Raw genomic sequence first — 20,336 nt, forward strand, 5'->3', positions numbered from 1 at the left:
TTGTCCGACAGCGGACATCAGTCCTGGTCCAGGATCGCCAAGCTCCTCGTCAAGTACACGACGAGGAGGAAGACGTGGTCCACAAGGCGTCCGAACTACCGCCCTACCGCGCTCTGCTGGTGGTGGACATCAAGGAATTCAGCGGTGTGCCTGGGCGGTACCAGGCTGAGGTGACCGACCTGGTGCCGGTGATCCTGCGGTCGGCCTTCGAACGCTGCGGCCTGATCGAGGTGTGGTCCGGTAGGCGCTTCTTCATCAGCACCGGCGACGGTTGCGCGATGGGCTTCCCGTCCGCAGTGCTTCCGCTGTTGCTGACTCCGTTCCTCCAAGGCCTGCAGGACGAGTTGGACTACCGCGACCAAGTACGCGCTGACCCGATGCCACTCCGGATGCGGGTCAGCGTCAACATCGGCGCGGTCACCGATTCCGGTCAGGAGCTGATGAGCGAGGGCAGCGGGGCATCCAGGGTGGAAACACACCGGCTGCTGGACGCCCAGCCCGTGCGCGATCTGCTGTCCCGCTCCGGTCCTGCCACCCGAGTCGCGGCAATCGTGTCCGTCCGCGCTTTTCACGATGCAGTCGTCGGCGGCTACACCGAAGATTCCCAAGACCTGTACGTACCAGCGCCGGTTCAGGTCAAGCAGTTGACCGACGTGGCGTACCTCAGGGTTCCTTCACCGACCGGCGACCTGCTGCACAGCGGTTTCCTGCCGCGTACCGAACCGGGCGGAGAAGGCATCGACGAACACGCGAGCACCGAGGACCGCCCGCAGGAAGCAGGCTCCACGACCAACAGCTCTCAGGACGTGCGAGGTGTTCTCTCCCAAAGTCGCGATCACGTCAACCAGGGGAACACCAACTACACCTTCCACGGCACGGGCAACGTCAACAGCGGTGCGGGCAACCAGTTCAACGGCGCCGATACCCGGTACTACGACAGGCGCGGGTCGTGATGACCGACATCGGAACGCCGGTCACCCCAACCACCACCAGTTATGACTTCCAGGGCACCGGCAACGTCAACAGCGGCAACGGGACGCAGATCAATTTCCTCCACATCCCCTTGCGACGACGACGCGAGTTGCGCGTCGTAGCGGGCGAGGAGATCCGCCGCCTGGCCGATCGGTTCGTCCGGCCGGCGCGGTTCCCGTTCGACGCGTTCACCGTGTCCAGCACAGCCGTCCTGACCGCGCAGGACGGATCCGGCAGACGCACTACCGCGCTCATGTTGCTGACCGATGTCGGCAGGAACGACGTAGACCGGCTGCGGGTGCTGGACGACAGGACCGACGATCCAGACGAAGACGCGTTCGACGTCGAGGAACTACGACCTGGTGAACCGCTCCTGCTCGACCTGCGCGAGACGGACGAGGCTCGCGTTCGCGAACTGCAGCCGCAGCTGGAGTTCTACCGCGCGGCCGTGGCCGAGAAGAAAGCCCGCCTCGTCGTAGTCGTGCGCTCCGATCAGGTCGAGCACTTGGCCGCGTCCTTGGCCGCGCTCGTCGTGAGGTTCGAACGTCCTGACGGCACCGCGGTCCTGCAAGCACACCTTGCTCCCGCTGACATCAACCTTCCCGACCCGCTGCCCTCCGCAGACCGGTTGCCTGACTACCTGCGGAACTCCACGGTGGGCGACATCGCGGCCCTGGCTCAGCTGACTGTCGAAGCACGTGACACGGGACGTGGCACGAACCTGACGGAGTGGCTGTCCGCAGCGCTGGGAGCCCGGCTCGATCGAGCCGCCAATGCGGCGAAGCTGTTCACCGACCAACAACGTGCTTCGGCGCGAGCCCTGCTGGTCGTTGCCGCTTTTCTACCAGGAGCACCGCTGGAAGCCATGGTCTCGGCTGAAGCCGTCTTCGGTGGAATGGTGCGGCTCCCCCGCGAGGACCGACACGTCCTGGACGGCGCCCACCTGGCCGAGCGCATGAAACAGGCGACCCTGCGCGTCGACGGGCGTCGCACAGTGGAGTTCACCGACCTCGCCATGGACAGCGCCCTGCGCACCCATTTCTGGACCTACTTCCCGGATTTGCGAGACCGGGTGGAGCAATGGGTTCAGGCCGTCCCTTCATTGCCGACCACGCCGCACCAGACCGCAGCCGACCTGCTGGACCGCTTTGCCGAACTGGTACTGCTCACAGGCCCTCCCGAGCCGCTGATGAACCTGGCACGCAGGTGGGCCGGAAATGATGCCAAGGGCAAGCCCGAACTGGCGGCACAGGCACTGGCGATCGGACTGCGCCACGACAGGTGGTCGAAGAAGTTCAGGGAGTACGTCTACTTCCGCTCACGCGAACACAACCTGCCGGCTCCGTTCGCCCAGGTGCTGATAGCCGTGTGCGTGGACGACATAGCTCCGAACCAGCCACCGCAGGCGCTGGTCCGGCTGCACCACTTCACCCGTCACAACGACAGTTCGGTGCGGTCTGCCGCACACGACGCGCTGATCGGTTCGACGGAGCGCTACGGCTTCCAGAGGTGGCTGCTCTACCGGTTGGTTCGAGGCGACTTGGGAGAAACCGACCGCGACATCCTGCTCGACCTCAACGTGCCCCCGCGCATGGCTCGGGAGCCTCATACGAGGCGCAACCTGCTGAACCTGTGGCGGCGGTTGTTCAGCGTCAGCACGCACGACATCGCGCCCGCGAAGTTGTGGGAGTGGATCGGCAAGCATCCAGCACTGCTTGTGGAGGCATGCGACGGCCGGGTGGCCCTGCTCAACGATCTCTTCGTGCTGGCCTCGGCTCGGGCACGGCGCGAAGAGGACGCGGCGACACGGCGAACGGCCACCGAGCGCGTCCGAACGTTGCTGTGGCACATCAACACGGCACTGCGCATCGACGAACCGAAGGGACAGGGATGGACAGGAGCATGAAGGAGGTGGCAGCAGGCACGACGTTCTCCCTGTTGTTGCCAATCTGCGTGGGTGCGCTCTTCGAGTGGGCCACCTGGGTCACCGCCGTAATGGTGATCGTTCTGCTCACCGCCACCGCGGTGGTGGTGCTACGTCGTCGTCAACACCACATCCAGCAGAGCATTCTGGCCGAGCAGTGGCGGCGCGAACGGGAACAGGAGCGCGCTGAGCAGCACTCACCGCCACCCGAACCACCCCCGGCAGCAGACCCGCCTGCCACCGTGTCGATCACCCCCGTGCGCCTGCCCAGCTCAGTCGACGAAATCCCATTCGCCTTCGACGGCACCGTGCATTGGCTCGCACAGGGGTACGGCTCTGGGGTAACGCACGCGGAGCCCGCGGCTCTGGCCGTTCAAGCAGTGCTCAAGAGAGCCCGCCAGGTGACCGAACTGCACCATCCCGAGGACAGCGTCGCCGCTGCGGTCGTGCTCGCATCCACACTGGGCCAGCCGGCGCCCGACGACACGAACGCGGTCATGGCCTGGGCGACGGCAACAAAGCTGACCGTTGGTGAGGAACATCGCGCTCACCTGCAGGACTTGTCGAGTTTGCGCAGGCAGCGGCAGCTCGATGTGCTGCGGATCGACCACGAGCGAATGGTGCGCTCGTACCTGGGCGAGGAGGTCCTCACCAGCGTTGGCAGCACCGTGGTGTGGTGGTTGGCGCAAGACCGGACGAGGGTCCGGGAAACGGTCGACTTGATCGGCACACTCGCCCAGCTCTCGGCGGCGGCCAACGACGCGAAGGTGGACGGCGCATTCCGGCACCTGCTGCCCGAACACCTGCGGCCCACATCGGCACAACACGACATCCTCTTCGACCTGGCCAACGGCAGCTCAGCCGATTCCAATGGTCAGACGGTGTTCGTTGTGGACAGCTCAGGCACTGTCGACAGCCATGCCGAGCAAGTCAACTCCCCAGACGACTTGCTCCCCCGTCCGGGCGACGAGCACAACGTCTTGTTCGGCCATCATCTGGCAGATCTGCTGGACCGCCACGAACACTCAGACCTCGCCGACGAAGCACGCCACCGATACGGAGTGCACGAGTCGTTCACGAAAGACCCACGCGAAACGGACGCGGACGATCACACTCGCAGGGGCGACACCTGACACCTCGCTCGCAATCCTGGCGGCGACACGCAGCCAGTGCGACGCAGCCACGGCCACCGCGATCGGACCGACCTCGTCGAAAGCTCGCTCGGCCACAGCGGATGCTCACTCAGAAAGTCTTGTGCAGCGCTGCTCATACAGCGGCGACGCATCCGCACGACTCAACCGCACCGCTTGCCACGCACGCCCCGAAAAGTCACCCAACTCCGCATGCTCGACCACCACCAACATCTCCTGGACCTCCGCGACGACAGTGCCCGAGAGCGCTTGGTCATGTGTACAGGGCCCTATCCGATGCTGCGGGCGACTTCCTCGACCAGCACGTAAGATTGAAAAGGGATCCCAGCTCACCGGGAAAATGTGCTGCCGCGCGTAGTCTCCAGCACTTCGACGATCTTGTCGCCCTACCGCGACAAGATCATGAGAATGGCCGCGAGTCGCAACGCCGCCTCCTGCTAGTTCAGTCGCGGCAGCACGCCACTAGGCCAGTTTGATGCCGACGTCAGTTCCCGCAGATTGACGCTTGTTCAGCGCCGTTCGGCAAGTTCACCCGTTCGTGGCGACCCCATTTGGCGTTGGTCAAAACGAAGGAGCCAGCGGCTCCTTATTCACTCCTTCATCCGCCTGTTGATCATGAAATTGATGATCAAGCGAAGATCGTTTCGAGCGCACGAAAAAGCCCGCTGACCTGGGATTTCACCCAGAATCAGCGGGCTGATTCAGACCGTCGGGACGACAGGATTTGAACCTGCGACCCCTTGACCCCCAGTCAAGTGCGCTACCAAACTGCGCCACGTCCCGGCCACACTCCCGGTTCCCCGGCGTGCAGGAAGAATCGTACAACACCGCGGACAGAGATCAAAAACGGGACCCCACAACGGTCGCTACCTGCGGATATACGGCGGGGACCCGAAGTTCGGGTCCCCGCGTCCCTCGGTCCGACCGATCCCCCGATCCTCGACCGACAGCGTCCACTATGCGCCGGTCGGACCAGTGCCACCACCGCCGAAAGTCGAGTCTTGTCCGTCAACCTTCGACTTACCGGGTGGTAGGACGGCGCTGACGCTGAAGCCGCCGTCCGCTCGGTACGAGGTGGTCAGGGTGCCGCCTGCCAGGCGGACTCGTTCGGACAGGCCGTGCAGGCCCGCGCCGCCTCGGTCAGCCGACACAGGCGATGCGCCTGGGCCGTTCACGACGGCCACTCGTACTGGTGAGGAGCGGTCCACTGTCACGGTCACGGCTGCGCCTGGGGCGTGTTTCGTCACGTTCGTCAGAGCTTCCTGCACAACCCTGAACAAGGCCCTGGAGATGGCCGGCGACAACATCCCGTCGCCTGTTTCCGACAGCGTTACGGAGACGCCTGCGGCTTGGGCTCGGTCCACCAGTTCGGACACGGACGGGTAGGCCACGTCGGAGGAGTTCAGCAGGCCCAGGGCGGCTCGCATCTCCGACAGGGATTCCTTTGCCAGGGAACGCAAGCGCAGGGCTGTGTCTCGCACGGACGGGTCGGTGGCGGTGGATGCGAGGGCTGCTGACTCCACGGCTATCAGGGTGGCGTGGTGGCCTACGGCGTCGTGGATCTCGCGGGCTATGCGGGCTCGTTCTGCTGCTCTGGCCGAGGTTTCCTGGGCTTCCAGCTCGGCCGCGCGGGCTCTGCGGGTTTCGTGCAGTGAGCGGGTCAGGTCCTTGCGGGTGGTGACCAGGGCGCCCAGGGCCGTGGGAGCCGCTGCCAGGCCGAAGGCGAACGCGGAGGCCAGTAGCAGCGGCGCCAGGGGAATCGAACCAGTCAGGAGTACTGGGGTGATGGCGGCGAAGGTCAGGGAAAGGACCCAGAAGAGCTGGACGGGGAAGGACTTCTCCTTGCGGCCCAGGCGGTACTGGGCTACCAGCGCTGGGGCCCAGCCCAGGCCGCCTGCGACGGCCGGGACGCAGAGCAGTGAAGTCAGCCAGGGCCAGCGGAGGCGTAGAGGGAGCAGCAACGATGCTGCCAGAGCTGTCCACAGCGACCACGGGAACGGACGGTCCTGGGTCAGCATAACCACGCCCACGACCAGGGTCACGGTGAGGAGCTCCCGCAGCAGCCGTTTCACCACACACCGACCTGGTGGGCGACCAAGGCCGCCTGCACCCGGTTCTCGACGCCCAGTTTCGTCAGGACGGTGGAGACGTAGCTCTTCACCGTTGCCTCGGACAGGCAGAGCTCGTCGGCTATCGCGTGGTTCGAGCGGCCGCCGGCCACCAGTTCGAGCACTTGGCGTTCGCGGGCTGACAAGGAGTCCAGCTGGCGGTTGGCTCGGAAGCCCCTCAGGCGAGGGAGCAGGCGGGCGGTGATGCGCGGGTCCAGGACCGCGCCGCCGGCTGCCAGGTCCACCACGGCTTGGACCAGGGTGTCCGGTTCGGCGTCCTTCAGCAGGAAGCCCTGAGCGCCCAGGTCGAGGGCCGTGGCCACGTAGTCGTCCAGGTCGAACGTGGTCAGGACGGCGATGGCGGGCGGGGTGGCCCACGCGCGGAGTCTGCGCACCGCTTCCAGGCCGTCCACGCCGGGCATCTGCACGTCGACCAGCGCCACGTCGGGCAGGTGGGCCGTGGCCACGTCGACGAGCTCGGCGCCGTCGGCGGCCTCGCCGACCACCTCGACTCTGCCGTCGGCTTCGAGGAGGACCTTGAGGCCCCGCCGCAGCAGGGCCTCGTCGTCGGCTAGCACCACGCTTACGGCCACCAACCCAACCAACCGCACGCACGGCCGGAGGGCAAATAGATCAGCCAGGTGATCCTGAAGAACTACTTCTTGCCGGCGCCGGCCTTCTTCTTCTCGCGCACGCGCACGGAGATGCGGACCGGGCTGCCCTCGAAGCCGAACTCCTCGCGCAGCTTGCGCTCGATGAACCTGCGGTACGAGGCCTCGAGGAAACCGGTCGTGAACAGCACGAACGTCGGCGGGCGGGTGGAGGCCTGGGTGGCGAACAGGACCTTCGGCTGCTTGCCGCCGCGCACGGGCGGCGGGGTGGCGGCGATCAGGTCGGTCAGCCACTGGTTCAGGCGGCCGGTCGGGACGCGCGTGTCCCACGAGTTCAGCGCCGTGCGCAGGGCCGGGGCGAGCTTGTGGACGGCGCGGCCGGTGAGGGCCGAGATGTTGACCTTGTCGGCCCACGGCACGCGCACCAGGCCGCGTTCGAGCTCGCGGACCATCTCGTTGCGGCGGTCCTCGTCGACGAGGTCCCACTTGTTGAACGCCAGCACGCACGCGCGGCCCGACTCGACGACCATCGTCAGCACGCGCAGGTCCTGCTCCGACAGCGGCTCGTGCGAGTCCAGCAGCACGATCGCGACCTCGGCGGTCTCGATCGCGGACTTGGTGCGCAGCGAGGCGTAGTACTCCGCGCCGCTCTCGAACTTCACGCGCTTGCGCAGGCCGGCGGTGTCGACGAAGCGCCAGACCTCGCCGTCGAGCTCCACCAGCGAGTCGACCGGGTCGACGGTGGTGCCGGCGACCGAGTCGACGACCGAGCGGTTCTCGCCGGTCAGGCGGTTGAGCAGGGACGACTTGCCCACGTTCGGCTTGCCGACCAGGGCGACGCGGCGGGGGCCACCACCGCGGGCGCCGAAGTCGTCGCGCGGGGTCTCCGGCAGCTTCGAGAGGATCACGTCGAGCAGGTCGCCGGAGCCGCGGCCGTGCAGGCCGGACACCGGGAACGGCTCGCCGAGGCCGAGCGACCACAGCGACGCGACGTCGGCCATCAGGCGGTCGTCGTCCACCTTGGACGCGCAGAGGATCACCGGCTTCTTGGACCGGCGCAGGACCTTCGCGACGGCCTCCTCGGTCGTCGTCGCGCCGACGGACGCGTCCACGACCACGAGGATCACGTCGGCGGTCGCCATCGCGAGCTCGGCCTGCGCGGCCACGGCGGCCTGCAAGCCCTGCGCGTCCGGCTCCCAGCCGCCCGTGTCGACCACGGTGAACTTGCGGCCGTTCCACAGCGCGTCGTAGGCCACCCGGTCACGCGTCACGCCCGGCACGTCCTGCACCACGGCCTCACGGCGGCCGATGATGCGGTTGACCAGCGTGGACTTGCCGACGTTCGGCCGTCCGACCACCGCGAGCACCGGCTGCGGCGGCGCGGACTCGTCCTCCCCCGTGCCGTCGAGGTCGTCGAAGGCTGACCAGTCGGCCTCGTCCTCCCAGGTGCCGTCCAGGTCCGTCATCGTCTTCCCTCACTCACACGAAGTCCATCGAGTTCGGCGACCAGTGTCGCCAGGCGGTCGCGCACCTGCTCGGTGGCAACGCCCAGGGCCGCCCGCCCCTTCCCCTCGGGGAGGTGGAACGGCTCACCGATCAGCACGTCGACCTCGGGCCGGAAGCCCTTGGCCTGGTAGGTCCCGCGGCAGGCGACCGGCAGCACCACCGCGCCGGAGGTCTTGGCCAGCCACGCCGCGCCGTTCTGCGCGTTCGCCACGTCGCCCTCGCCGCGGGTGCCCTCGGGGAAGACCCCGATCACCCCACCGGCTTTGAGCACGGACAACGCGCTGGTCAGCGCGGTGCGGTCAGCCTCTCCCCGCTTGACGGGGATCTGCCCGATCCTGCCCAGGAGGTGGCCCACGACGCCGCTGAACATCTCCTGCTTGATCAGGAACGTCACGCGCCGGGGCAGCACACCGAACAGGATCGGCCCATCGGTCATCGAGCTGTGGTTGGCGACGACGACCACGCCGCCGCTCAAGGGTACGCGGTCGCGGCCGTGCACCCGAATCCGGAACTGCCACGCGTACGGCACGCGCGCGATCCACCGGCCGAGATCGGTGAGCCACGGCGAGCTCCCGCGGGGAAGGGTCACCCTGTCACCCGCAGCCCGCGCTGTTGCACCAGGTCCAGCAACGCGTCCACGGTGCCCGCGAGGTCGAGCTCGGTGTTGTCGACCTCGACCGCGTCGTCGGCGGCCTTCATCGGCGACACGGCACGCGAGGAGTCGTACTTGTCGCGGCGCCGCACGTCGGCCAGCGCGGCGTCCACAGTGGACTGACGGCCGGCCGCGGTGTCCTGTTTGGTCCTGCGCGCGGCCCGCGCGTCCGCCGACGCCGTCAGGAAGACCTTCAGCGGCGCCTCGGGCGACACGACCGTGCCGATGTCGCGCCCCTCGACGACGATCCCGCCCACGTGGTCCAGCGCGTCGGCGATGATCGCGCGCTGCTGGGCCACGAGCAGCTCCCGCACGTGCCTGGTCGCGGACACCGGCGAGACGGCCAGCGACACCTCGGGCCCGCGGATCTCGGCAGCGACGTCGTCGCCGTCGAGCGTGATGCCCGGCTTCTCGGGGCTCGTGCCCACGACGAGCACGGCGTTGTCCGCGACCTCGGAGACCTTCACCTCGTCGGCCGGGTCGACGCCCGCGCGCAGCACCGCCAGCGCGACCGCCCGGTACATCGAGCCGGTGTCGAGGTAGCGGGCGTCCAACGCCGTGGCGAGGCGCTTCGCGACGGTGGACTTGCCGGTGCCGGCCGGTCCGTCGAGTGCCACCACGCCGCGCAACTGACCCTGGCCCACCACAGCTCCCTCCGAGACACCCACGGTCCACATTGTGCCTGGTGCGGACGCTCACATCGGCACCGGGACGCCCCGGAGAGCCGGACCACGTCATTCACGAGGAGGGAACGGGGACGGGGACCCCCAGGAGAGGTGCGGCAGATGGCTCAGCAGGAGCTCCTCGAGGGCGTCCGAAACACCTCGTCCCAGATGTCGACACCGGGTCGTGTCCCACGACTGACGCTGGTGGTCTCCCCGCGTAGCAGCCATCGCGGAACCGCCGGCACCGCGCGGACTGACGGACCTGTCGAGCAGGGCGATGTCGTCCAAGGCGCACTACCGCCGCATGTGGCCCAGCACGTGCGACTCAAGATCGGCACGCCCTGAGTGAAGACCAGCCGCTCCTCGTACTTCCCCACCAGCCGGTAGACCAGTCCGGCACCGAACCTGGGCCGGACGAGGTCCTTTCCTTGTGGTAGAGGTGTGGTCGTTGAGGATCCTGGCGACCTGCGGCTGATACCCCCGTACTGCCGATACAGCCGCGTCAGCTGGAACCGTGCAGGTGGAGCTGCCAGGCGACATGGCGGGCGCTTCCACAACAACGGTTCCGGCCTCGCCGATCTGCTCTCGCGAGGCCGCGTACGTCACGCTGGTCCGTCGCACCCCTGGCCAACAGCGTTTCGGCCGCCTGCCGGATCCATTGTGGACTTAACCAAACGGTGCCATCACCAGCCCCAGGACACCGAACACGACGAAAAGCAGGAACACCAGCACGATGATCGATCCGATGGTCACGGTCAGCACGAACGTGGTCACCCGCCATCGGTGGTATGGCTGTTTGTGCACGTCTGATCTACCTTTCTAGAGGCGGAGTCCCTCGTCGGCCAGGGTGCGGCCGGTGAACGCCTCGACGCTCGGGTGCGCGTCGTTGTGCTCGTCGGGCAGCGCGGCGGTCAGGAAGAACGTCACCTCTTTGAAGGTCGCCTCCATGCGGCGGACGATGTTGCCCTGGCCGACGCCCTGTAGCCATTCCTTGATCGCGAGTGAGTCCTCGGTGTCGACGTCCGCGAGCATCCGCCTGATCAGGTCAGCCTTGCTCACGGCAACGGCCAAGTGGATCTTGCTGAGATCCACGCCCATGGCCGTCATGGTCGACACCGTCTCGGAGAACGTGACGTGCGGCTCCTGCTGTGCGCGCCGCTCCTCGAGCGTCTCGCGCTCGACGCTGTCGAACTCGTCCCACACGGACTTGATCGACATCGGGTCGACGACGAAGACGAACGTCCGCGCGATCCGGAAGTACTGCAGCTCCTGGATCTGCTTGGCGTTGCTGAAGACCTCACCGGCGGCGTCGAATACATGCACCAGCTTGCGGGTGCCGCGACGCGGTGCGACGAGCACCGAGCACGCGGGTGGCGCGACACCTCCCTTGGTGGCGACCTTGGTCTTGTCCGGGCGTGAGGTGGCGGCAAGCTTGCGCTGGCCGTCCTCCGCCCACTTCCTGCTCTGGTCGTCGGCGTAGGTGAAGTCACCGCCGGACCGAGTCGTCATCGCCTCCATCGCGATGATCAGCACGGTGATCAGCTGCGTCTTGCCGGCACTGGGCGCGCCGAACACCGGCAGCACGATCTCGGCCATCTCCCCGGTGTGGCCGGTGAGCTGGTGCGGTTCCTCACCTTCGCGGTAGCGAGGGCACCACAGCGTGGGCTTGTCGTCCTGCTTGATGAACCACATCAGCACCATCAGCGACGGGAACGGCTTGCCGCACTGGCACCTGCGATAGGTCATGCCGTAGCGGCCCGGCCGAACGTCGCCGTGCAGCGTCGTCTTGCAGCCGGGACACCCGTACAGCACCTTGTTCACCCGATGTCCGCACACCTTGCACGTCATGGTGATCCCGCGGACCCTCAGCATCACGACGTCGACGAGCCGCAACATGTACAGCGCCAAGTAGCTGAGTCCGAGCAGCAGCAGGAGAGACAGCCCTGCCCCCACCCCTGCGCTCGCGAGGGCCGCGAACGCCAGCAGGAGACCGAGCGCGAGACCGAGGTAGTGGAACACTCCGAACCAGTTCTTGCCCACCGGGTTCTTGAAGTACTTCTCCCCGATCTCCTTGGCGCGCTTGACGATCACACCGCGCGCTGCGGCCGCACCGGCGCGGTGCGCGTGGACGATGTCGCGCCACGCCTGACCACGCAGGTAGAAGTCCCACGCGGGCTCCTCCTTGGCCGATCGCTTCGCCGGGGGCCTCTTCGCCGTGGCGGCGTTGGCCTCCTTGCCCATCCCGTAACCGGCCGCCAGCGAGACCACGTACCCGCGCAGCAGTTTGTGAGCGAACGCCATCGCCGCGACGAGCGGCGGGACGAACACCACGAGGAACAGCGCCATCACCAGGATCACGAGCATCACCGACTCCGCTTCTTGGAGCGCATCTGCTCAAGCGCGAACCTCGCCAGTGGATTTCCCGCGTAGGCCTGGGACTTGTGAGCGAACCAGTCCGCCAAGTCCTGCGGTCCGCGCCGCCGCAGCAGGTCGAGAACCTGGCGCACCAACGGACGTCGCCACTTCCGCACGGCCGGCAGGATCTGCTCGTGGAGTTCGTGGCGCATGGCGTTGGTCCCCCGCACTCCGACAACGTCGCCGAGGTACCGCGCCACCATGAGCAGGTCGGCGGCGACCGCGGGATCGGCCTGGCGCGGTTCGAGGGAAGGTTGTGCCGCGGCCCGGTAGGCGTCGCGCAGGTCCTGCAGCCGCGCGTACAGCACCGCGAACCGGTCCGGCGGGATCTCCCCCGCCTTGCTGATCAGCACCGCCATCAGCTCAGTGCGACGGTGCTCGTTGCGGGTGCCGCGGTACGCGCCGATGAACTCGTTCATGGCATGACTGAACTGCTGCTCCGACCGAGCCCGAACCATCCGGTCCACCTGCGAAGCCGCCTCGAACCGGGCGGTGATCCGCTTGACCGTGTCCCGCGGCAGAACCTCCAGCACGGGCTCCTCGCGCACCTTCGCGCACAGCCGGTCGTAGGTGTCGCCGCCGGACACCGGCGTCAGCAACACGGAGTTGAGCCACTCCAGCAAAGGCGACTCGCAGAACAACCGCTTTTCCACGTTCTCCAGCAGCAACAACGCGTCGTGGTGCGTCCAGCCGTCCGGCCACAGCAACGTCAACACCTCGACCGGCACGTACCCGGAGTCCGTCACCCGTGCCAGTGCCCTTGTCGGCGGAATCCGCCCCGCCTTCGCGTCCGCGATCGACACGGCGACGGCCAGTCCTGGCGCGTCCCGCAACCTCAAGACGGGCGAGAGGTCCGACGACACGACATCGACCACATCGGACAGCCTGGCGCGGACGGATGACGAGATGTGCGCCACGATGCCGTCTCCCAAGCCTGGCCACGAGCGCAGCAACGGGACCAGCCACTCCGCCGCGCCCTCGTCGAACGCCGCCGGTCCGACGGCTCGGACTCCGGTCTGGTACTGCACGTCGTCCCGTATGCGGATACCGCACGCCCCGGCCCAGTTCAGCAACGCCGCCGCGCTGTGGGCGTCGACGCGCGGCAACCGCTCCGCCAGCGCCGCCGCCACGTAGTCGCGGGTGGTGGCCGACCGCACCGGCAGCGCCTGCCCGGCGGGCACCGACTCGATGAACCTCTTCGCCCAGGCCAACTCGACCGCCTCGGCGAACACCGCGGCACCGACGGCGCCGGCCGCCTGCGCCATCCCGGCGAGCACGTCCAGCGAGCACTCCCCGACGTCGAGCAGGGAGCCGATCTGTTCGACGGTCCTCCCACCGAGCCGTGGTGCGTGTTCGGTGAGCCACGGCGCCACGACGGCCGCACCTGTGCCAGCGTCCGCCAGCACCACAGGATGCCATCCGTCGAGACCGTGCTCGTCGCCCTCGGCCAGCGCTGCGGCCCGCTGCCACTGCGCCTCCGCCGATTCCACGCCGACGGTCTCGGCGAGGTACTCGGCCAGCGGATGCACCGGAACAGGGCTGATCTCGTCCGCCACGAAGTCGAACAGGTGGTAGGTGTCGAACGCCGCCCTGTTCACCTCGGACTCGGCGAGTGTGCCCACCACGTGCATGCCGCTGTACCGCGGCTCGTGCTCGTAAGTGGCGAACGACATCTGGCGCACGCTCTCCTGTGGCAGGAGGTACGAGGCCGCGGCGATCCAGCCGGCCACCGTGGCCGCGTCGCGTTCAACCACGACGACCCTGCGGCCTCCTGGGCGCAACGCGAGGTCGATCGCGGTCAGCAACGCGGGCAGATGTGCCCTTCCCGGATGCGCCTCGACGAACGCCGCGGCGGCGGCCCGGTCCAGAGCACCGGGCACGAGGCCGCCGAGTGCCGGCAATGCCGGGTCGTCGACCGGTTCCCTGCTCCACAGCGCCGAACCCCACAGCTCGATCGGCAGCACGTCCCCGAAGTCCGCGCGGGGGTTCGAGGTGACGAGCGTGTGCGCGAAGTAGTTGCCGAACCGGCGCGAGTAGTCGGTGCCGACGAACGCGACCTGGGCCAGCATCGTCCTGGTGGCCCCCGGCTGGTAGCAGAGGTTCACCGGCGCCGCGGCGATCGCGGCGGCGTCCGCGCCGTACGTGAGTGAGCCGGGTGGTTCGTACCCGGTCATCTTCTCCGCCTCGGCCATGGCCTCGTGGCTCACGCCCGGCGTCGCCGCGTTGAACTGGTAGCCGGGGTGACCGGACAGTCCCCGTTCGCAGGAGGTGTAGTAGAGCTGGCTGAACCCCATCTCACTCACCTGCCGGTTTCGTCGTCTTGCGGATGGCGCCGAACTCGCTCATCAGCCACAGGAACGGGTCCTCGACCCTGTGCGGCTGCACACCACGGTCGGACACCCGTTGCGTGTCCTCCCCTTCCAGCCTGGGGCTCTCGCCGAGCGCGGACAGCCCGAACAACCGGTACCGGGTGAAGCTGTTGGCCAGCGTCTCGTCGAGGTTGCGGCCGGCCCACTCGTGCAACAGCGCCTGCATGTGCCGGTGCACTTCGAGGCTGTCCGGCTCGTTGTACACAGCGCTGTCCGGTGGGGTGCGGTGCCACGGACTGCCCGGTGGCAGGGAGCCCTGCAAGGCGTCCATCTTCGTGAACGCCACCGCGATCGGCTTGTCGATGCGCTTGCCGGCCTTGACGCTCGTGCTGCCCTGCAGCTGCTTGATGATGTTCGCCAGCACGGCGGACGGCGAGTCCTCGGCGGAGACGAGCTTGGGCAGCAACGCGTCCGCGTCGGCGTGCGGCCGTGCCCCTCGCATCTGCAACGGGTCGAGGAGCAGGACGATGCCATCCGCGCTCGTCATGTAGCGCACGTTCTGGTCGATGCTGCGCTCGTTGTTCATGTCCTCACCGGCGGTGTCGTAGAACGACAGCAGGGTGCTACGCACCTTGTTGCGGCCGCCAATTGTGAGGTTGAAGACGAGAGGACGCCGCCCACCCTTCTCCGCGCTCGCGGTGCGCGTCGCCCGGTACAGCTCGTGCTTCTCGTACAGGACGTGCTGGTAGACGTTCTCGAACCGGGTGTTCGTGGATGCATCGGCGCCCAGGACGGAGGCACGGATCCGCGCGCCGACATCGTTCATCAGCTCGTGCAGCAGCACCGTCATGTAAACGGTCTTGCCACTGTCCTTGGCCCCCACCAACGCGATCAGCTTGCTGTCGATCTGTCCGAACTGGACGGGAAGCTGGCTGTGACAGCGCGGGCAGACCCGGTAGTGGGTCTCCGCGCGGCACGCGTCGTGCACCGCGGTGGATTTGCGCCCGTCACCGTCGAACACGGGGTACTGCGGGTCGTGATCGCCCATCTGGTCGGCGAGGACCCGGTCGAGCTTCGTCTCGCACCGCTTCTTCGTCCCGACCCGGCCGGAACAGCGAAAGCGGATCTCCTTGGCGCGGAAGGACCGGTAGCAGTACGGGCAGTGCATCCCATTACCGAGCAGTGCGGGGAACAAGCGTCACCTCGTCGGAGGTCGTGGAGGCTGGGTCGGGAAAGCAGGCGAGGCCGGACAGCGGGCTGACCCGTTCCGGCAGCGTCACGGTCACCGGGACTCCGGCTGTCAAGCTGCACGGCGGCAGCGTGGCGACCACCCTGCCGCGATCGGCGCGGAGCGGGAGGATCCCGTCCGCACGGTGCACGACGACGATTCCGGGCGCTCTGCAAGCGTGATCACTCGTGAACGTGACGTCGAGGCGCCTGCCGAACAGGCCGGCCTGGCGGATCGAGTAAGCGACGGTGACCGTCCGTCCCGCCACCGAGGCGCGCACGGCGGCCGAGACGCTCTCCCCGTCCCGATCCTGCGCGACTGCCTGCAGTGCGACGACCGCGGAGTCCGGGCCGACCTTGAGCTCTGCACCGCCGGAGTCGGTGTGCACGCGGGCGGAGATCTCCTGCTCCTCCACGTGAATCGGCGTGTCCCCTTCAGAGGCAGGCCACCAGCGGACGCGCACGACGGTCGCGCCCGAGGGCCACACCCAGCGGACCCTGACCACGTCCCCGAACCGCTCGGTCCGGAGTCCGGTCACCGGTTCGACCAGCGACTGCGTCACGGTGCCGCCGATCGCCGCGTGGTCACCGGACACGGTCACCGCGGTGACCGTCACCCGGCCGCTGCGCACCGGCAACGCGACCCGCACTCGGCCGTCGTCACCCGGCGTCGCGGAGCCACCGACGGGCTGACCGAACCCTTGTGCCTCGGTCCTGGTCACCAGGGTGCCCGCCGGCCATGGAGGGGTGCTCGCCGACGTGCGCAACTCGACCGCGCCGGCCCGGGGCGGTCGCCACCCCACGACCAGCACGGCCTTGCCCTGCTCCTGGCGGACCTCGTGGACGAGATCGGTCACCGCATCGGGCCGGGCGTCCGGTCGCGCCGAGACGACCACGGGGTCGGATGTCCGCCGCTCGCCGCTCTTGTTCAGGTACACGGCGCGGAACGCGTACTCGTAGGTTTCGCCGCTGACGACGTCGTTGTCGTTGAACGTCGCCGCGGCCGCCGTGACAGGGATCCGGCGTTCGGCACCCCCGTTCCCGGCGGCACGGGTCACCACCACCTCGGTCGCTGCCGGATGCGCGTGCCACGACCCGCTCACCGAACCCTCGTCCGTGCGCACCACCACGTCGCTGACCTGGGGCGTCACGTCCAGCACAGGCGCGCTCGTGCCCGCCGACCACACCTCGCCGCGAGACGCGAAGACCGTGTAGTACAGGGGAACCGCGGGCGGTGGCAGGTCGTCGGACGCCTCGTTGCCCTGCGTCTCGACCACCGCGGTCCCGGACGCGCTCGTCATCGCGGGCGCGCTCTCCGAACGGACGAGCCGGTACCGGACGCCGGGAGTGCGAGCGCGGCTCGGCACCCATCTCACCACGACGCGGCCGGAGTCGGTGCCGGCGGACACCTCCGGCACCGGGGGCGGCGGGATCTCCGCCAGCCGAGCCTCGAGGGCGTAGTCATCGCGAGCGATCTCGGCGGCGGCTGCGAACAACCCGGCCGCCTCCTCGAAGTCGTCGCCGCGCAGAGCTTCCTCGGCCTGTCCCACGAGATCGGCCACGCGCCGCAGAGCCTCGTCGAGCTGCGCCCGCTGCTCGGCGCAGTCTCCCGGCGGCACTCCATCGAGCAGTCTGCGGGCTTCCAGCAGCTCACCCGCGCGCAGGGCCTCCGCGACCTGACCGGCCGTGTCGTCGCCGCGCCGCACCTCCCCGCTCTGTCCGGCGAGTGTGACGGCGAGCTCGATCGCCTCCTCGGCGTCGAGACCCAGCCTGGTGGCCACGAGCGCCACGAGCTTGTCCGATTCGCCCGCCTCGATCGCGGGCCGAAGCTGTTCCCTCATCTCCCACAGCAGCAGCTCATCCAGGTTCGCGGCCTGGGTGGCGGCGTTGAGCAGGATGGCGATGACGTTGTCCATAGCGGTCTTGCGCTCGTCCTGCTTGCTCCGCGACTGTTCGGCGCGCGCCTTCTCGAGCACGTCGACGGTCACCGCCCGCCCGTCGGCGAGTCGGAAACCCTTGCGCAGCGTGAACCCCTGGCGAACGGCCTCGGTGCCGAACAGCGCCTCGGGCGAGAGCTGGAAGCCGAGCGCGGTCAATGGTGCGCGCAACGACCGCACCGCGGGGATCGGCTGCCCCGGCGGCAGCTCCCACGGAGGGTCGATCACCCTGACGTTGCGCTGCGCGAGGGCGTCCTGGATCTCCTTTGCGGAGAACACGTTGTCCATCGAGGCGACCAGCCGGCGCAGGCCGGCCTGCGTGACGCAAGGCCTGTCCGCGGCGATGACGGCGATCTCCTCGTCGAGCCGCCCGTGAGCGTCTCCCCTGCTCTCCTCACGCCGCTTGGTGAACGCCTCCAGGTTCAGCAGGCTGTTGCGCCGCAGGTCCGTGTCCGCCGCCAGCAACGCGGTGGCGAGCGCCAGGTACTTCTTCTGCAGCTTGAGCTTGCGCCAGTACTTGACCACCAGGTCGACGCGGCGGGTGAACTCCGCGGGGTCGCCGACGGCACCGGGTTCGAGGTGGTACCGCACGAACAGATCCGCGGGCGGCACGTTGCCCGCCGTCCTCGACGGGTCGAGCACGGTCTCGCGGTATGCGTCGAAGTCGTCCGCCATCAGCGACTACCCACCGACTGTGTAGCGCGCCACTACGTCGCGCGCCTGCTCGACCTCAGCACCGCTGAGCCCGTCGATCATCAGCTCGATCGCGAGCTCTTTGCGGGTGCTCAGTTCCACCGCGTGCACGCGCAACGTCCCGTTGTGCTCCATCCGGAACGTCACGTCCAAGGGGGACCCCTGTGGCAACGGCGGCAGGCCGCTGATCAGGCCGTCCCCGATCTTCTCGTTGTCCTCCAGCAGTTCCGACGCACGCGCCCCGGCCTGCTCCCACACCTCGATCAGGATGGAGACCTGCCGGTCGTAGCGCGTGTAGTACTGCTTGGACGGGGGTGCGGCCGGCAGTGCGTCGTTCGCGTTTATCAGGTGATCGATGAACTGCACGTCGCTGTCGCCCTTGAGCATCTTCACGCCGAAGGCCCGCGGCGACACGGTGACGACCTTCTTCTCCGCGAGTTCCGCCACCTGCTCCGGAGCGATGCCCAACTGGTCGGCGACGAGCGCCACAGCGCTCTCGCTCGGCGGCGCGCCGGTGCCCTCACCATCTGGCAGCGCGATCTTCACCGACTGGATCAGCCCGAACATGGCAGCGCCCTTGGCCACTGCCAGGTCCGGGTCGTGGATCTTGGGATCGAAGCCGAACCTCGAGTGCAGCGCCTCCGCAACAGCGGGCATCCGGGTCGCGCCGCCGACGAGCAACACGTCATCGAACTTCGTCACTCCCTTGGACTTGGCGGTCTCCACGGTGCGCGCCGTGATGTCCATGGTCCGGTCCAGCAGTTCGGCCGTGGTCTGCTCGAACAGCTCACGGGTCAGCTCGGCCCGCGTCACCTGGCTTGCGAACCGCATGTTGTGCCGTCGCGAGGTCGTCACGGACAACGCCTTCTTGAGCTCCTCAGCGGCGTTCGCCAACTCCTGCAGGAAGTCCTCGCTGTCGGCGGCACCCGCGTCGGGGTGCTCGGATACGAAGGCGTCCAGCAGGAAACCGGCTATCTTCTCGTCCCAATCGGCACCACCGAGGTGGTGGTCGCCGTCCGTGCAGACGACTGAGACGTCATTGCCCGTCAACCGGATCACAGTGGTGTCGAACGTGCCGCCCCCCAGGTCGTACACGAGGATCGTGCGGTCCTCGCCCGTGTTCATCGCGTCGTAGTGCAACGCTGCGGCCACCGGCTCCGGCACCACGTCGATCACGTTGAGACCGGCGATCTTGCCGGCGTTTCGCGTCGCCTCCCGCTGGCTCACCCCGAAGTACGCGGGCACGGTGATCACGACGTCGTGCACCGGCTCACCGGTGTGCTCGGCGGCCGCACGCGCCAGTTCGCGCAGGATCAGCCCGGAGATGCTCTCCGGCGTGTGCTCGGCGTCGTGGAACGTGAACGACACCTTGTCGCCCATCTGCCGCTTGATCAGCGACACCACCAGCGCCGGGCTGATCTTCGCCGAACTCTTCGCGTCCCTGCCCACGACGATGTTGTCCGGTGTCTCGAAGAAGACCACCGATGGAGTGGTGTCCTCGCCGACGGCGTTCTTGACGATCGTCGGCCGCCCGGTGTCGTCGATGTGCGCGACGCATGAGTACGTCGTTCCGAGGTCGATTCCGTAGATGCCCACTGCGTTCTCCTCAGGCCTCGGTCTCGTTGGCGCGGTAGAAGGCCGCTTTCGCCAGCCGTCGGATCCGGCCCGTGTCGCGGTCGCGCAGACCCGCGAGCAGTGGGACGGCCACGGTGTTGTGCAGCGCCGGGTCGGTGCACTCCTCGACGGAGCCGACAGCGTGCAGCCCAGACGTGAACAGGTCACCCCGCCGGGCGGGCATGACCTCGATTCCGCACCGGTCGAGCGCCAGCACCACGTCGTCGGCGAAGCTCGCGAACAGTTCGCTCGACGACTGCTCCGCCTGCGCGGCCAGCCCGTCGTGCAGCCGCACGAGGTCGGCGACCACGGGTTCGAGCACCTCTCGGCGCATCCCCGTCCGCAGCGATTGGTTTTCCTCGTGCAGCCGGTCGATCACCGATTCACGATGTGCGGACCTGCGATGGAAATCCTTCAGCGCCGTTTCGACGGCACCGAGGCGTTCAGCAAGTTCGACAAGGCCGTCCGGCCCCGCCGGCTCGGTTCGGATTTCTTCGGCGGGCGTGCCCGGCACGGGAAACATGACGCATTTCCTATCACCGGCAGACTCTC

General features: G+C 68.1%; 14 protein-coding genes and 1 tRNA gene. 3 read left to right on the forward strand and 12 right to left on the reverse strand.

Annotation, left to right across the window (positions count from 1 at the left end):
* Positions 1-74: 74 nt before the first annotated feature.
* Genes ACFWV3_RS17480 through ACFWV3_RS17490 form a run of 3 tightly spaced genes read left to right on the forward strand, consistent with a single transcriptional unit; the run spans position 75 to position 4,029 of the window.
* Positions 75-953 (forward strand): hypothetical protein, encoded by an 879-nt coding sequence (locus ACFWV3_RS17480; protein ID WP_382412302.1) that lies wholly within the window; start codon positions 75-77, stop codon positions 951-953.
* On the forward strand, positions 950-2,878 hold the full coding sequence (locus ACFWV3_RS17485) for a hypothetical protein (RefSeq protein WP_382412303.1): 1,929 nt from the start codon (positions 950-952) through the stop codon (positions 2,876-2,878). Before ACFWV3_RS17480 ends, ACFWV3_RS17485 begins: the two co-directional genes overlap by 4 nt.
* Positions 2,875-4,029, forward strand: coding sequence for a hypothetical protein (locus ACFWV3_RS17490; protein ID WP_382412304.1), 1,155 nt, complete (start codon positions 2,875-2,877; stop codon positions 4,027-4,029). Before ACFWV3_RS17485 ends, ACFWV3_RS17490 begins: the two co-directional genes overlap by 4 nt.
* 727 nt (positions 4,030-4,756) lie before the next feature.
* On the opposite strand, the gene ACFWV3_RS17495 is transcribed toward ACFWV3_RS17490, so the two are convergent.
* The 12 genes from ACFWV3_RS17495 to ACFWV3_RS17550 form a co-directional block, all read right to left on the reverse strand.
* Positions 4,757-4,830 (reverse strand) — tRNA-Pro (locus ACFWV3_RS17495).
* A gap of 173 nt (positions 4,831-5,003) precedes the next feature.
* Positions 5,004-6,119: a sensor histidine kinase gene (locus ACFWV3_RS17500; protein ID WP_382412305.1), complete on the reverse strand. Its 1,116-nt coding sequence runs from the start codon at positions 6,117-6,119 to the stop codon at positions 5,004-5,006.
* Entirely contained in the window at positions 6,116-6,748 is a 633-nt protein-coding gene (locus tag ACFWV3_RS17505) for a response regulator (protein ID WP_382412306.1), read from the reverse strand. The genes ACFWV3_RS17500 and ACFWV3_RS17505 overlap by 4 nt, the downstream gene beginning before the upstream one ends.
* A 62-nt stretch (positions 6,749-6,810) precedes the next feature.
* On the reverse strand, positions 6,811-8,232 hold the full coding sequence (der, locus tag ACFWV3_RS17510) for a ribosome biogenesis GTPase Der (protein WP_382412307.1): 1,422 nt from the start codon (positions 8,230-8,232) through the stop codon (positions 6,811-6,813).
* Complete coding sequence (locus tag ACFWV3_RS17515; RefSeq protein WP_382412308.1) at positions 8,229-8,861, reverse strand: lysophospholipid acyltransferase family protein; 633 nt, start codon at positions 8,859-8,861, stop codon at positions 8,229-8,231. The genes der and ACFWV3_RS17515 overlap by 4 nt, the downstream gene beginning before the upstream one ends.
* Positions 8,858-9,544 (reverse strand): (d)CMP kinase, encoded by a 687-nt coding sequence (gene cmk / locus ACFWV3_RS17520; protein ID WP_382412349.1) that lies wholly within the window; start codon positions 9,542-9,544, stop codon positions 8,858-8,860. Before cmk ends, ACFWV3_RS17515 begins: the two co-directional genes overlap by 4 nt.
* Before the next feature lie 864 nt (positions 9,545-10,408).
* Positions 10,409-11,953, reverse strand: a complete 1,545-nt coding sequence (locus ACFWV3_RS17525; protein ID WP_382412309.1) for a hypothetical protein — start codon at positions 11,951-11,953, stop codon at positions 10,409-10,411.
* Positions 11,953-14,298 (reverse strand): hypothetical protein, encoded by a 2,346-nt coding sequence (locus tag ACFWV3_RS17530; RefSeq protein ID WP_382412310.1) that lies wholly within the window; start codon positions 14,296-14,298, stop codon positions 11,953-11,955. The genes ACFWV3_RS17525 and ACFWV3_RS17530 overlap by 1 nt, the downstream gene beginning before the upstream one ends.
* 1 nt (position 14,299) lies before the next feature.
* Entirely contained in the window at positions 14,300-15,508 is a 1,209-nt protein-coding gene (locus ACFWV3_RS17535) for a hypothetical protein (RefSeq protein ID WP_382412311.1), read from the reverse strand.
* Positions 15,486-18,152 carry a hypothetical protein gene (locus ACFWV3_RS17540; RefSeq protein ID WP_382412312.1) on the reverse strand — a complete coding sequence of 889 codons (2,667 nt, stop codon included), beginning with the start codon at positions 18,150-18,152 and terminating at the stop codon, positions 15,486-15,488. Before ACFWV3_RS17540 ends, ACFWV3_RS17535 begins: the two co-directional genes overlap by 23 nt.
* A 6-nt stretch (positions 18,153-18,158) precedes the next feature.
* Entirely contained in the window at positions 18,159-19,766 is a 1,608-nt protein-coding gene (locus tag ACFWV3_RS17545; RefSeq protein WP_382412313.1) for an Hsp70 family protein, read from the reverse strand.
* A 10-nt stretch (positions 19,767-19,776) separates the two neighbouring features.
* Positions 19,777-20,307 (reverse strand): hypothetical protein, encoded by a 531-nt coding sequence (locus ACFWV3_RS17550; protein WP_382412314.1) that lies wholly within the window; start codon positions 20,305-20,307, stop codon positions 19,777-19,779.
* Between the last annotated feature and the right edge of the window lie 29 nt (positions 20,308-20,336).

It is taken from the genome of Lentzea sp. NPDC059081 (genome assembly GCF_042738015.1).
In the GTDB taxonomy this organism is placed as follows: domain Bacteria; phylum Actinomycetota; class Actinomycetes; order Mycobacteriales; family Pseudonocardiaceae; genus Lentzea.

Bases quoted from the DNA above. Each gene is read 5' to 3' on its own strand.
- ACFWV3_RS17550 (WP_382412314.1), bottom strand. From the start codon at position 20,307: ATGTTTCCCGTGCCGGGCACGCCCGCCGAAGAAATCCGAACCGAGCCG.
- ACFWV3_RS17525 (WP_382412309.1), bottom strand. From the start codon at position 11,953: ATGCTCGTGATCCTGGTGATGGCGCTGTTCCTCGTGGTGTTCGTCCCG.
- ACFWV3_RS17490 (WP_382412304.1), top strand. From the start codon at position 2,875: ATGAAGGAGGTGGCAGCAGGCACGACGTTCTCCCTGTTGTTGCCAATC.
- ACFWV3_RS17540 (WP_382412312.1), bottom strand. From the start codon at position 18,152: ATGGCGGACGACTTCGACGCATACCGCGAGACCGTGCTCGACCCGTCG.
- der (WP_382412307.1), bottom strand. From the start codon at position 8,232: ATGACGGACCTGGACGGCACCTGGGAGGACGAGGCCGACTGGTCAGCC.
- ACFWV3_RS17530 (WP_382412310.1), bottom strand. From the start codon at position 14,298: ATGGGGTTCAGCCAGCTCTACTACACCTCCTGCGAACGGGGACTGTCC.